At 55.1% G+C, this 13,650-nt stretch carries 11 protein-coding genes; 1 reads left to right on the top strand and 10 read right to left on the bottom strand.

Annotation, left to right across the window (positions count from 1 at the left end; all coding sequences use genetic code 11):
• Nucleotide 1: 1 nt before the first annotated feature.
• The 10 genes from KKG35_07090 to rnr all read right to left on the bottom strand — a co-directional run bounded on the left by KKG35_07090 (nt 2) and on the right by rnr (nt 11,063).
• Nucleotides 2-1,261 carry a 4Fe-4S binding protein gene (locus tag KKG35_07090; GenBank protein MBU1737892.1) on the bottom strand — a complete coding sequence of 420 codons (1,260 nt, stop codon included), beginning with the start codon at nt 1,259-1,261 and terminating at the stop codon, nt 2-4.
• Between the two features lie 115 nt (nt 1,262-1,376).
• Nucleotides 1,377-1,586, bottom strand: coding sequence for a hypothetical protein (locus KKG35_07085; protein MBU1737891.1), 210 nt, complete (start codon nt 1,584-1,586; stop codon nt 1,377-1,379).
• 45 nt (nt 1,587-1,631) lie between these two features.
• Nucleotides 1,632-1,772 carry a cbb3-type cytochrome c oxidase subunit 3 gene (locus KKG35_07080; protein ID MBU1737890.1) on the bottom strand — a complete coding sequence of 47 codons (141 nt, stop codon included), beginning with the start codon at nt 1,770-1,772 and terminating at the stop codon, nt 1,632-1,634.
• Nucleotides 1,772-2,635, bottom strand: coding sequence for a cbb3-type cytochrome c oxidase subunit II (locus KKG35_07075; GenBank protein ID MBU1737889.1), 864 nt, complete (start codon nt 2,633-2,635; stop codon nt 1,772-1,774). The genes KKG35_07080 and KKG35_07075 overlap by 1 nt, the downstream gene beginning before the upstream one ends.
• Before the next feature lie 12 nt (nt 2,636-2,647).
• Complete coding sequence (locus KKG35_07070; protein ID MBU1737888.1) at nt 2,648-4,051, bottom strand: cbb3-type cytochrome c oxidase subunit I; 1,404 nt, start codon at nt 4,049-4,051, stop codon at nt 2,648-2,650.
• Nucleotides 4,052-4,197: 146 nt separating this feature from the next.
• A complete protein-coding gene (locus KKG35_07065) occupies nt 4,198-6,435 on the bottom strand; it encodes an AAA family ATPase (protein MBU1737887.1) in 2,238 nt (745 codons plus the stop codon).
• A gap of 7 nt (nt 6,436-6,442) precedes the next feature.
• Nucleotides 6,443-6,898, bottom strand: a complete 456-nt coding sequence (locus KKG35_07060) for an Rrf2 family transcriptional regulator (protein MBU1737886.1) — start codon at nt 6,896-6,898, stop codon at nt 6,443-6,445.
• 308 nt (nt 6,899-7,206) lie between these two features.
• A complete protein-coding gene (locus KKG35_07055; GenBank protein MBU1737885.1) occupies nt 7,207-7,974 on the bottom strand; it encodes an RNA methyltransferase in 768 nt (255 codons plus the stop codon).
• A gap of 146 nt (nt 7,975-8,120) precedes the next feature.
• Nucleotides 8,121-8,732 carry a four helix bundle suffix domain-containing protein gene (locus tag KKG35_07050; protein MBU1737884.1) on the bottom strand — a complete coding sequence of 204 codons (612 nt, stop codon included), beginning with the start codon at nt 8,730-8,732 and terminating at the stop codon, nt 8,121-8,123.
• A gap of 66 nt (nt 8,733-8,798) precedes the next feature.
• Complete coding sequence (gene rnr / locus KKG35_07045; GenBank protein ID MBU1737883.1) at nt 8,799-11,063, bottom strand: ribonuclease R; 2,265 nt, start codon at nt 11,061-11,063, stop codon at nt 8,799-8,801.
• A gap of 323 nt (nt 11,064-11,386) precedes the next feature.
• Here rnr and KKG35_07040 point away from each other — a divergent pair, with 323 nt between their 5' ends.
• Nucleotides 11,387-13,498 (top strand): HD domain-containing protein, encoded by a 2,112-nt coding sequence (locus tag KKG35_07040; GenBank protein ID MBU1737882.1) that lies wholly within the window; start codon nt 11,387-11,389, stop codon nt 13,496-13,498.
• Nucleotides 13,499-13,650: the final 152 nt, after the last annotated feature.

Raw genomic sequence — 13,650 nt, 5'->3', positions numbered from 1 at the left:
GTTATTCGTGTTCCCCGAGAGAGTTTGAAATATAGGCCTTGCTGCGAGAATATTCCTGCCCGTTTATTCCCTGGGCGGTGAAGAGCACTTCTGTTCTTGTGCCGAAGTCCGGTATCGGAGTTGTTACTCCAAAGAGGAACGACTGATTGTTTTTTGATGACAGCTGTATGGTGTCCGGTCCTTTGAGAGTCAGGGGTTTCCCGTCAGCGAGATGGGCCGACAGGGTAAGATCAATTTCCCGGTCGGTCCGGTTTCGCAGATAGATGGTAAAGAAAGTAGTCAGATTTTTTCCGGTATCGGTTTCTGAGGCGATTGGATGTATTGATGTTGATCTTTGAATCTTCATGCTCAGACCTTTACGGTTGGTTCCGGCAAAAAACAGCAAGCCGGAAAGAAGCAGAAGGATGGTCATGATGGCCAGTATTTTTTTGGTGAACAGCGCTTTGAACCATTGTTCCCTGTTTCCGAAAGTATAGCCGATTATACCCGGCTGTGCTCCCAGTGCCATGACCTTCCGGCAGGCATCAATGCAGCGGGCGCAATTGATGCACTCGATCTGATACCCCTTTCTGATGTCAATCCCCATGGGGCAGATCCGAACACAGGCCTTGCAGTCTATGCAGCGTTTTTCTTCACCGGGCAGGCTCTTTAACGTGAGGGTGCCGGGCTGGACAATAACAGTCTGAAAACGGCCGTAGGGGCAAAAATCCCTGCAGAACACTCTCCTCATCAGAGTCAGGTCGGTAAAAACAACACCACCCAGAACGATGGCCGTACCCAGGGGCCAGACGCCCAGCTTTCCCGAGAAAAGAAGCGGGAAAAAATTGTAGGGCGAGACAAAATACCAGACAAAACTGCAGCCGACGAGCAGGGAGAACAGCAGATAATAGAGGTGCAGAATGAGCTGTCGGGGGAAAGAGCCGGTGATCCTGAAATTTTCGACCTTCATCCCGATCGTCCGGGCAAAACGGTCAGACAGCTCGACAAAGGCTGTCTGCGGGCATGCCCAGCCGCACCAGACTCGGCCCAGTGTCATGGTCATGAAAATGAACAGAAAAATGAAAAGCATGACCAGCAGCCACAAGAGGTACATCTCTTCAATGATAAATGAGCGGCCGGCCAGGTAGAAGGTCAATCGGGGCAGATCGGTTTCAATCAGGCCGTGACCCGATACCCTGATGAAAGGGACCATGAACCATAAGGCGGCAAGCGTCCATTGAAAAATGGTGCGCCTGGGATTTATCAGAGAAGGTTTGGTCATGGTTCAATAAATTCCGGTTCGTTTCTGTCCGGTAATGGCAACCAAATCGTAAAATGAACAGAGGCCGGGAACTGCGATCAGTTCCCGGCCGACTATTCAGAAAGAGTCTGTTCTGTTATTTGCTTTTTGTCTGTGAGGTGTATTTCTGCTCATGGGCGGTCATCTTCTGTTGAAATTCCTCATGGGAACTCCAGCCCGAGAGCAGATAGTAGGCGCTGAAGAGAACACCCCAGATGATCAGACCATAAAACAGCAGGTTGAAATAAAAGGGCGGCTTCTGGTGTGCTTCTTTTATGCCATCATACGGCTCGTTGTTTTCTGACATGTCTATCTCCTTGAAATTATTTCGATTATCCAGATTCTCTTAGGGCTAATCGTCGTCAAGCATTCGGTATTTTGGGTTTTCCAGTTCTTTCTTTCGTCCTTTGCGATAGGTTCGAAAGATGATGATCGCCAGGATGAGAAAAAGCCCGAAGGTTGTTCCCAGGTAAAAATAACCGGCCATATTCATTAATGCCTCTTTTGTGCTTTGATGAAGCTCACGATCTTCCAGATTTTGTTCTGGCCGATTTTGGCAAAGGACGGCATGTTGCTGTCTTCAATCCCGTTATAGATCAGTTTAAAAAGGTCCGCATCGGGCATATCCAGGTCGGAGATGTCGGCCGCGATTCCTCCCTTGAGGTTTGAGCCGTGACAGGCGGCACAGTCGGCAGCGTAGAGGCTTCTGCCTTCTTCCAAAACGGTTGCATCATCAAGGTAGGGATTGGTCAGGGGGCCGATAATCTCGGTTTTGACGTTTTTCCGCCAGGGGATGTCACTGCCCAGTTTCTGCAGGTAGGCCACCATGGCAGTCATTTCCGTAACCCCCTGAAGCCCGGTAATATCCGCTTCAGTATAGGGAAAACCTAGGATATCCATCTTCTTCCGGGTGTATTCGGGATCAACGGTATTCTGGTCGAGAAAGGCGTAGACCGGCATGTTTGACCGAGGGACCAGTGAGGTCGGATTGCGCATATGCTGGAGATGCCAGCCGTCCGGATATTTTCCCCCGATCCTTGCCAGGTCGGGGCCGGTGCGGCGCGAACCCCAGAGATGTGGTTGGTCGTATACAAATTCACCTGATTTTGAGTATTCGCCGTAACGGACCACATCAGAGACCAGCGGTCTTACCGTCTGGGTGTGGCAGTTGTTGCATCCTTCTCTGATATATACGTCGCGGCCCGCCAACTGGACGGCGGTGTAGGGTTTCACCGATTCGATCCGGTCACCGGAGGTATTGATGGTGGCAAAGGGCAGAACCATGGTGATGATGGTTCCGACCAGAATGGCAATTGTTGCCAGAACAAGTAACAGTACAGGTTTTTTATCCCACATGATCATTCCCTCCTATGCGTTCTGAACGGCTGCATCCAGAACAGGCTGCTTGCGGACCGTCATGTAGATGTTGTAGACGAAGACACCGATTCCCACCAGGTAGATAAGGCCGCTCAAGGCCCGGATCATCCAGTACGGGTAGAGCTCGATCAGCGTCTCCATAAATGAGTAGGAGAGGCTGCCGTCCTGGTTCATGCTGTGCCACATGGAGGCCTGCATGATTCCGGCGATCCACATGGAAACCGAATAGATCAGCTGGCCGATCAGCACCAGCCAGAAATGGAGGTTTGCCAGCGGTATCGAGTAGAGTTTACGACCGTAGATATGGGGCATCATGTAGTAGATCCCGGCAAAAAGGATCATGGAGACCCAGCCCATGGTTCCCATGTGGACATGTCCGGGAATCCATTCAGTATAATGGATGAAGGCTGAGAAAGTTCGCACTGCCTGGGAGGGCCCCTGCAGGGTCTGAAGACCGTAGAAGGTGATGCCGAGGATCAGGAACTTGACCAGATAATTATCCCGCATCTGATGCCACTGCCCGTTCATGGAGAGGTAGCCGTTGAACACCGAACCCCATGAAGGGGCGATCAGCATCAGGGAAAAGGCCATGGCCAGCGTCTGAACCCAATCGGGAACCGGAGTCCACAAGAGATGATGGGCGCCGGTCCAGAGATACATGAAAATCAGACTCCAGAAGGCGATGATGCTCATCCGGTGGCTGTAGATCGGCACCCCGGTTGTTTTGGGCAGGAAATAATAGAAAGCGGCAAGCGGCGGGGCGGTTAACACCATGGCCACGGCGTTGTGGCCGAACCACCATTGCACATTGGCATCATTGGTTCCGGCATAGGCTGAATATGATTTGAACAGCGAGACAGGTATTTCCGCCGCATTCACCAGATACAGAACGGCGACTCCGACCAGGGTGGCCAGAATATACCAGAGAGAGATATACATCTGCTCTTCTTTACGTTTCACAATAGTCATGATGATGTTTATGGAGAAGATCACCCAGAGGACCACCACCATGATGTCGATGGGCCACTCCAGTTCATGGTATTCCTTGGAGGTGTTGAAGCCCAGAAGCAGAGTCACCGCTGCGGCGATAATGGTCGCGTTAAAGAACCAGAGCTGGAACCTGGCCAGTCCCTCGTTCCAGATGGGACGGCGGCAGAGGCGGATCACCACATAATAGAACATGGCAAAAAAACTGCCGATGCCCCAGCCGAAGATCCCGGCGTTGGTATGCAGTGGGCGTAATCTTCCGTATGTCAGATACGGTGCGAAATTGAGGTCCGGGTAGACCAGCTGAAAGGAGATCAGGACTCCTACCAGCACCGCGACCACTCCCCAGAGAATGCTCCAGAATACGAAGCCTCTCACGATGTCGTAATTATAATCCGTTGAATTCACATTTTCCTCCCTTTGTTGATTTGCGTGGAGAGAGATGATTTCAAATTTTTCGTCATCCCTCCACCATCTGCCTCTCTTTTGAAACAGCCATTAATATTTATATAAACAAACCGGGATCCATCCGTCGGTGGGCCGGGTATTTACATTTACCAGACCGAACGGAGACCTTTCTGTTTTCTCAGCTGGTCGACCTGTCTTTCAATATCGATCCGCCATTCGGCATGGATCCGGGAAGCGGAAGGGGCGATGAGTTCCGGCAGGCCGTAGACCAGCCGGTCGGCCGCACCGCTCGATTCAATCACCGCCTCGATGGAACGGGCCCCGAATTTATATCTGGCCAAGAGGAGGCGCAGCAAAAGGCCGGAGGTCTTGCGGGCCGCCTGTTTCCAGTGGGTGTCCATCTGGTGGGCGATGATAAAGGCCCTCTTGACCAGGACCCGGCGCAGGTCGGCGAGCTGCCGGTCGCTGATCTTGTCGGCGAGATACTCTTCCGGGATGTTGATGCCGTCGATGTCCAGCACCACCCGCAGCCGGCTTAAAAAGTCGGGGATCTTGTGGGCCTTGGCCCGGTCGAGATTGTCGGGATCGAGGAGCTGTTCCATCTTTTCCCAGCTGTTTTTGACCCCGCCGGCAAAGACGAAAATGGCCCGCCCGATGTTGTACGGGATGCCGTGCACATAGGTCACGCCATCCTGCATCGACGGCAGAAAGTAGCGGAGATAGCCGAATTCGTGGCCGTCATAGCGGCAGTCGAATTCGTCCCAGAAGACGATCGGCACCATTCCTTTGGCAACCGAAGCGCGGATCGGCTCAATGGCCGAATTGATTTCATCCGGGCCGTCGAACTGGGTCAGGTTGAATTCGAAGAACTCAAAGGGATTGGTGTCGAACTTGCGGGAGATGACCCGCGCCACCTCCTTGACCGCAAAGGATTTGCCGGAGCCGGGTGGGCCGAAGACCCCGACGCACAACGGGCGCAGAAAATGGTCCCGGCAGACATAGCTGTCCATCACGTTCTGCAGGGTAGTGACCGCGTCGATCTCCACAGGATCGATGGTCCGCAGATTTCCCACGTTGAAGAGGCGCAGATCGTTGAAGCCTTTTTTCCAGCTCACCTCATCTTTCAGGTAATGGAGGATTTCGGTGATCACATCCAGATAGTTGGCGGAAAGCCCGTCCTGAAGTCCCTTACTGAATCCAGGGGCGGGTTGATACGGGAAGAACCCCCTGATCGCCTCTTTCTTTCCTTCCGTCCAGCTCTGGCCGGAAACGGCCTCCAGGGTCAGGTCAAACCCGGCAGTGTCGGGATCGATCCTGATCAGGCAGGGTTCCCTGAGGGTCGGTGCGGGGTCGATGTTACAAACCGGGGAAAAATCGAGCTCGGGGAGTTTCAGTCGGCCGTTGAAGGCATAGCCGTGATCGTTTAAAAACTGCCAGTTGTTCAGGACCAGCTCGGAAAAACCGGCGAAATAATTGCGGCAGGCCATCAGCCGGCCGGTTCTGATGCAGTCCTGGGCGAGCATTGAGGTGACCAGGGTGTCGTAACAGGGCACCGAACCGCGGTGGCGGGGGGAACTTTTTTCGGGCAGGCTGGCCTTCCGGTGCCGGAGCAGGATGCCATCCGGGCCGGCGTAGAGAATGCCGTGCGGGAACATTTCGATAATAATATGGCAGCGGAAATTTTTCGTTCCGGGGTCCCAGAGATCGACTTCATCGGATCGGAGGGCCCGCAGGGTGGTGGCGGTCAGGGTCTCCCAGATCAGACCGCTGTCCATCTCCATCCGGGTGGTTTCCAGGTCCGACAGGCGGCAGAAGAGGCAGAAGCTGCTGCCGAAAGCCTTGGCCCATTCATGCCAGTGGGCAACGCTGATCCCCATGCCGATCACCCAGGCAGAGGGGTTCTGTTTTTGCAGTTCGTCTGCAACCGATGGGGGTTTGCCGCCGTCATCGATGACCATGATGCCGTTGTTGCCGGTGAAAATTTCTCGGTCGCCGCCGGCGAGGTCAAGAGGAAGTTCCTTGTCACTGCGCCCTTCCGGGGGCAGAATCTGGTGGAACATGAACCAGCCCGTGTCGGGGGCTTTCGTCCCGGTTTTTCGCTGCCGGAAAAACTGGTAGACCTCTTTCGGGTCGCCGTAGCTTCTGCTCCGGATCTCGATTTCCGGACCTTCAGGGTCGCGAAGCGAATTCAGCCAGGTGAGGCATTGCTCCTGCCGCCCCTGTTCAACGGTTACCCCGCCGGCCAGGAGTTCCAGCGAATCTCCGGGATTGTAACCGTAGGCGGGGAGGCTTCCTTCATGGAGGAGGCTCACCTCTTTGATCGGCAGGTTGTTGATCAGGACATTGGAGCCGAGGAGGAGTATGTTCTGTTTGCTCTTGCTCATTGTCAGATTATCGGTTTTTGCTATCCTTCATGTCAAGGATTTGCGGCAATCCGAAACAGGAATCTTCTTCAAGCAGGGTCTGGAAGCTCACCTCGGACAGGGTCTCGCGCAATTGTTTGCAGGCCTTGATCCAGACCCGGTTGACCGCGCAATTGTCGCTGGCCCGGCAGGCAGCGCTGTTGGTTACGCACTCGTTAAGCGAGATCTCGCCGATGATGGTTTCGACCACCTCGAGAAGCGAGATCTCTTCGGGAGTCCGGCGCAGCAGATAGCCACCCTGGGCCCCCTGCCTGATTTCAATGATTCCGGCCTTCGCGAGTTTCTGGGCGATCTTTGCCAGGAACTGGTCGGGGATCTCGTACTGCGCTGCGATCTCCTTTTTGCTGACCAGTCGGTTTCTGCCATGCCTGGCCAGGCATAATACACAGCGGACAGCATATTCTCCGGCTCTGGTCAATCGCATGGGATCACTCTCTCGCTAAATAGGACTGAAAATGTCTTATATAATTTCGGCGGAGGAGATGCAACCTTTTTTAAGGAAAATATTTTCAGGAATAGCTCGGTCGGGGTGTGCTGTTTTCCCAGGTAACCACAGCAGCAGGCGGTTCAAGGGAGCTAGCGGTGATTGAGGAAAAAAAAGTGGGCGGCCTCATTTTTATGCAAAGGTGAGTGGTTCGGGCAGGAGCGGATAACGGCAGAGGCTGCGACAGGAAACGATGTGGGTCGGATCAACTCGCTGGGCCATCCGCTTTTCCGCGCCGAAGCAGCGGATCACTTCTCCCGGTTTTCTTCATACCAGAGGAACTGGCGGCAGAATCCCCGGATCATCTTCACTTCCTTCGACTGCATGCCGAGGCGGCTCAGGAATTTGCGGATCGAGTTCATCCAGTATTCATCCTGGTCATGGTTTTTTTTCAGGAAATCGATTCTGGTCAGCAGTTCTTCAAGGTGCGCGTACATCCCTTCGAGCTCGACACTGGTCGCCTGTTTGGGCACAAAGGCGGGCGGCGGTTCATCCCCGTACAACAGGCCGTGATAGATCTCATAGCAGAAGATGGCCACCGCCTGGGCGAGATTCAGCGAGGCAAAATCCGAGGTGGGGATGGTTGAGGTGAACCGGCAGAATTTCAGGTCGTCGTTGGTCAGTCCCCGGTGCTCGGGGCCGAAGATGATGGCCAGCCGGTTTTCGGTAAGCATCGGAATGATGTTTTTGATCGTTTCCCGCGGGGTATTGGGCGGTCTGCGTTGTCGGCCGAGCCGGGTGGTGGTGCCGACCACCAGGTTGAACGGGGCGAGGGCGGTTGCCAGGTCCGGATAAATTTCCATCTTCTCGATCAGCGAGGCGGCCTTGTGGGTTGCGAGCTTGAGCATGGTTTCCCGGTCCGGCGCTTCGCGGCGCACCACGATCAGGCTGGAGAGGCCCATGTTCATCATGGTCCGCGCCGCCGACCCGATATTCTCGGCATATTTCGGCTCCACCAGAACAATGGAGATCCTTTCCAAAGCGGCAGCTATTTCCGGGTCGGTTTTCAGTGGCATGGGCGTTCCGATTTTCTTTCGTCTGAAGTATGTATTCCCTATGGTTTATCGAAATTTGCCGGGAGCTATGGGAATAATGGGAATTATAACTCCCATCATTCCTATAGTTCCTATGCGTCTTTGTAATTCTTATGGTTTTCTGTTTCTTACCGGTTTCGACGCTGGCGGTCACGCTCCTGCAGGCGGAAGCGGGTCATGCGTTCGCGCAGGCCGCCGTCCTTGAGGAAATCCTTTTCAAGGCGCTTCATCTGTTGGTCGAGCAGGTAGTTGGCCTGATGGACCAGGCAGATCGCGATATTGGCCACCACCTCGGCGGGGCGGGTGTCGACAAACTCCTGATACGACTCGTACGAGGCCTCGGAGTCGCGGCCGATCTTTCTGACGTATCGCGCCTCTTCGGAATCCTTGTCCCAGATCGGCAGGTCGCGCGCCTTCAGGAAGTCGCGATAATCCTCCAGCAGTTCTTCGAGGCTTGCGCGGGCCACGTTGGTCAGTTTGATTTCCATCTCCTTAGAAGTGGCGGCGGCCTTGCTGCCCTCAATAATATTCTGCTTGCCGGAACGCGCCGCCTGCACCATCTGGTCGATGGTTCGGTCGCCCTGGCGCAGAAAGCGTTTACAAAAGCGGTAGGTCAACTGGTAAACAATCTCGGTCTTCCGGTAGGAGAGCAGGGTCTGGTAATCGCCCCTTGGGGGCAAAAGAACGGATTTTTCGTGATGGGAGTTATGGGAATGATAGGAATTATGGCGAGGTTCCAAAAGCTCTGTCCCATCATTCCTATTCTTCCCATGATTCCTATTATCCTTATTCTTCACGGCCTTTTCTCAACTGACCAGGGTAAAATTAATCCGCCTGCGATTCACGTCGACGCTTTTGACCTTGACCCTGACCTGTTCGCCGATCTGGATGATCCGGCCGTAGATCCGGCCGATGAAACGATGGTTTTTCTCATCGAGATCATAATGATCCTCGGTCATGTCGGTAATATCGATCGCCCCGCTGATAAAGGTTTCGAGGAGTTCCACGAATAATCCGAAAGAGGCGACGCCGGAAATGATCCCGTCAAATTCTTCTCCGATTCTTTCCAGCATATATCTGGCCTGGAGTCTTTCCACTGCCTCGCGCTCGGCGTCGACGGCCACCCGCTCCCTGCCCGAGAGAAACATGCCGGCGTCATCGGCGGAGGCATAGGGTGGTCTGCTTCCCGGAGCGCCGGATTTGATCCCGCTGATTCGGGCCAGAGCGCGGTGGACCATCAGGTCGGGATAGCGGCGGATCGGTGAGGTGAAGTGGGTGTAGTCGGTGGCGGCAAGCCCGAAGTGGCCGACGTTTTCCGGGTTGTAGCGCGCCTGCTGCATGGTGCGCAGGAGCAGGTTGTTGATCAGGTATTCCCGGGGGGTGTCGCGGACGGAGGAAACGATTGCGGCAAAGGTCGCCGGAGTCGGGTCACCTTTCGGCAGGCTGATCCCGAGCTGGGCGGCGAAGGTGAAAAAATCCTCGACTTTCAGCGGGTCGGGTTTCTCGTGGATCCGGTAGAGAATTTCCGGGTCGTTGGTCCGCTTGGCCCTGGTGAAGGTTTCGGCCACGGCTTCGTTGGCGGCGAGCATGAATTCCTCGATCAGTTTATGGGCGAGGAGCCGCTTTGAACGGACGATCGCCTTGACCTTGTTGTCTGCAATCACCACCACCGGCTCCGGGATCTCGAAACCGATGCTGCCCCGTTTCACTCTCTTTTGCTCAAGGATCGCAGCCAACTCGGCCATGACGGTCAGGTCGGGGACAAAGCGCTGGTGTTCGGCGACGCTCGCCGGATCTTTGTCGACCACGATTTTGTTGACGATGGTGTAGGTGAATCTTTTATGGCTGCGGATCACCGATTTCGCAAATTTCTCCGAGAGCCTTTTGCCGTTCCGGTCGAATTCCATGATCGCGGTAAAGGCAAACCGGTCCTGTTCCGGGACCAGGCTGCAGAGGTCGTTCGATAGCCGTTCGGGCAGCATCGGCACCACCTGGTCGGGGAAGTAGACGCTGGTGCCGCGCTTGTACGCTTCCAGATCAAGGGGGGAGCCGGGGGTGACATAATGGCTGACGTCGGCAATGGAAACATAGAGGAGAAAGTTCTTCCCGTTCTTCCTGATCGCAACCGCGTCATCAAAGTCCCGGGCGGTTTCGCCGTCGATAGTGACGTGGAGAATATCCCGCAGATCACTCCTGCCGTGGTCGACAGTGACCGCCGCCTCAAGGGCGTCCGCCTGGGCGAGTGCTTCGGCCGGGAAGATGTGGGGCAGATCATGGGCGAGGATTACGATTTTCGCCTGGACCCCAGCGGCGCCTGGATCACCAAGAACCTCAAGCACCCGTCCTTCCGGATTGCGGTCGCCGGCGGGGTAGGAGGTGATGGCCGCTACCACCGCCTGACCTTCTTTCGCCTGGCCGGCCTCCCCTGCTTTGATCATGACCTTGAAGGTGTAGCGAGCGTCTTCCGGGACCACATGGGAGACGGTTTTCCCGGCGTGGAAGATGCCGACGATATGTTTCGCGGAGCGGCCGAGGATTCTGATCACCCGTCCTTCCCGGTTTTCTTTGACGACCCGGCTCAGGCGGACCAGAACCCGGTCGCCGTGGCCGGCCGAAGCCAGATCCCGGGCCGGAATGAAGATGTCGTTTCGGGCTTCCGGTCTTTTTTTGCTCGCGGCGGCCTCGTCATCAACCGGGGTGGCAAAGCCGAAACCTCTGGGGTTGACGGTAAGGGTTGCTTCCAGGAGTTCATTGTTGCGGGGGAGGTGGAAGTCCTTGCCCTTGTAGGAGAGGGTTTTTTCCCGGCAGAGGGCTTGCAGGTTCTGGTCGAGTTCCCTGATCTTTGTTCGGGAGTCGATGGCAAGTCCCGCCGCGATCCCTTTCAGATCACTGCTGCCGCCTGCGCTGTAGAGAAATCCGATGATTGAATCTTCCAGGTGGAGGTGCTGGTCGCCGGCGGCTGATCTGCTGTGGCGAGGCCTTGATCCTCCCTGCGGCCGGGAATCAGGCCTCCGGGCGGGTTTGCGCCTCTGTCCGGCAGGTGTTCTTCGTGATCGGGTTCTACGTGCCATGTCGAGTTGTTTCCATTTTGAAAAAGATTTTTCGGGCAGAGCCGGGAGCAGCCCTGTTCAAGGATCAATAAACTATTTATTGTCTAAGGCCAATTAAAGATGTTACATTTTTACTAAATGTAATAATGATTTCAATGAATTGTCGTTTTTACAGGCAGGTTCTGTCCGGATTCTGCCTGGTTTTTCGTTCTGCGGATGCTGTAGATGACGTTTTGATCTGCTGTTGGCCGATCTCGCGGTTACTTTCCGTGCAGCCTCCTTGATGATAATTTCAGCCGCCGATAGTTGATACGTGAACGGCCCGGGCGAGGCCACCAGGGGATATGGCAGAAAACAGTTTCGACATAGCCGCATTCTGCAAACACATGGAGCAGTTTCTCGGCAACCAGGATGGCGAGGCCCGTCTTTTCTGGGAGGCGTTTTCTTTCTCGGTGGATGCCCACCAGGACCAGAAACGAAAGTCCGGCGAAGCTTACGTAAGCCACCCCTGCGAAGTCACCAGGATCCTGGTCGAGGAGATGGGCGTCAGGGACCCGGAGACCCTCGCCGCCTCGATTCTCCACGACACGGTCGAGGATGTGGACAGTGTGACCCTGGAGGTCATCGGCGAAATGTTCGGCCAGGGCGTTGAAGACATTGTCGACGGGGTGACCAAGATCGCCGATTTCGATGGTGACAAACAGGCCTTTATCAAGGTGGTGCATCGCAAGATCTTTTCCGGGGCCGCTTCCCGGGTGGAAGTGATGCTGATCAAGATGGCCGACCGGCTGCACAATCTGCGCACCATGGATGCGATGCCCAAGCACAAGCAGCAGAAGATCGCCGAGGAGACCCTCGATGTCTACGCGCCGATGGCCGGGTTGATGGGGCTCTATAAACTGAAGCGCGAACTCTACAATCTGGCGTTGAAATACAAGTTTCCCCGCCAGGCCCATAAGCTCGAAAACTACCTCCACCATTTTGAGAGCAGTGAGGAAGTGGCCGGGATCATCAAATCCCTGAAGGACGAGTTTGAGAAATTCTGGCTGACCGCTGAAGTGGACTTACGGGTCAAGGGTTTGTGGGCTTATTACGACCAGGTCAACAAGCAGCTGCAGAAAGAGATCGAAACCCCCCTGGAGATCCTGATCAAGGTCAATGATATCCAGGCCTGCTACCGGATTCTCGGGATCATCAACCAGACCTATCCGCCAATCCCGCGGACCATCCGGGACTTTATCGCCAATCCCAAACCCACCGGCTACCAGTGCCTCCATGCCCGGGCCAATATCCGTGGGCAGCAGTACCTGTTCAAAATCAGGACCGACGACATGATCAAAAACGGCCGGGCCGGAATCTTGAATGAATGGTCGGCCAGGGGCCGGGCGCCGAGCGCTTTTGAACAGGGGATCAGGGAGTTTTTCGAGATTCTCGGCACCGACGATGATCTCTCCTACCGGGAAATCATCGCCGCCAGCGGCAAGAAGGAGATCTACACCTATACCCCGAAGGGTGACGCGATGACCCTTCCGGCCAGAAGCACGGTGCTTGATTTCGCCTTCAGGGTCCACACCGAGGTCGGACGCCGCTGCAGCTATGCGATGGTCGGCAGCCACCGGTTGGAACCGGACGGAGTTCTCGGTGATGGTGACCGGGTCAAAATCATCACCAGTGAAAAGCCGGTCGATTTTGATCCGAGCATCCAGCTGTTATGCCAGACGGCGCGAGCCCGCTCCGAACTCGGCAAGATGTTCCGGAAAAGGAGGCAGGCACTGGCGGTAACCATCGGCAGATCGATCATTGTCCAGGAGCTGAAACGATACGCGATTCCCCTCGACCTGCTGGAAAAGCACGAAATGGACTTTGTCTGTGAAGAGCTTCAGATCGAAAACGTTGAAGACCTCTTTCTCCATTTGGGTCAGGGGCATCTGAGGCTGAAAGAGGTGGTGGGGTCGATCAAGGACAATCTTTACCCGGACGGGGTGACCCTGCAGCCGCCGACCGGAGCCTTGAACCGGATCTTTCTCCAGGACCTTGATCCGGCGGCGATCAAGTTCTCCCGGTGTTGTCATCCGGTCCCGGTTGAAAAGGGGCTGCTCGGCCTGCTGAGTGAAAGGGGGTTGTCGCTGCATCGCCAGGAATGCGAAAAAATAAGCGAGCTGAAGGTCCAGCGGGAAGATGTGGTTGAGGTCCGTTGGCGATTGAAGGAAACCCTGGTCAAAAAACCGCAGACCCTTCTTTTCCTGCAGGTCCCGAGCAGGAATCGTTTCCTGATGATGCTCGGGGTCGCCCCCGAAGAGATGCAGATCTCGGAGATTATCCGCCTCACTCACCCCAATGCCCCCAAGTCAGCCTGGGAGGTGAAGTTCAAGCTGGACACTCTGCAGGGGCTGAAAAACGCCCTCAGCCATTTCAAAAAATCCGGCCTGCCCTACGAGTTCGATCTGGAATATTGATCCGGAATTACCTTCGGGTGGAGTGATCATCCACCGTACTTCTGCCACTGACTCTTTACAGGTTCACCCTTCGAAGATAGTGAAAAATTTCAAGAGATATGTTGACTAATGACAAACCGAAGATGAGTCAAGCAAAGACGCGACCCCTTTTC

The sequence above is a fragment of the Pseudomonadota bacterium genome, from assembly GCA_018823285.1.
GTDB lineage: Bacteria > Desulfobacterota > Desulfobulbia > Desulfobulbales > JAGXFP01 > JAHJIQ01.
This window is presented reverse-complemented; position numbering and strand designations above follow the sequence as displayed.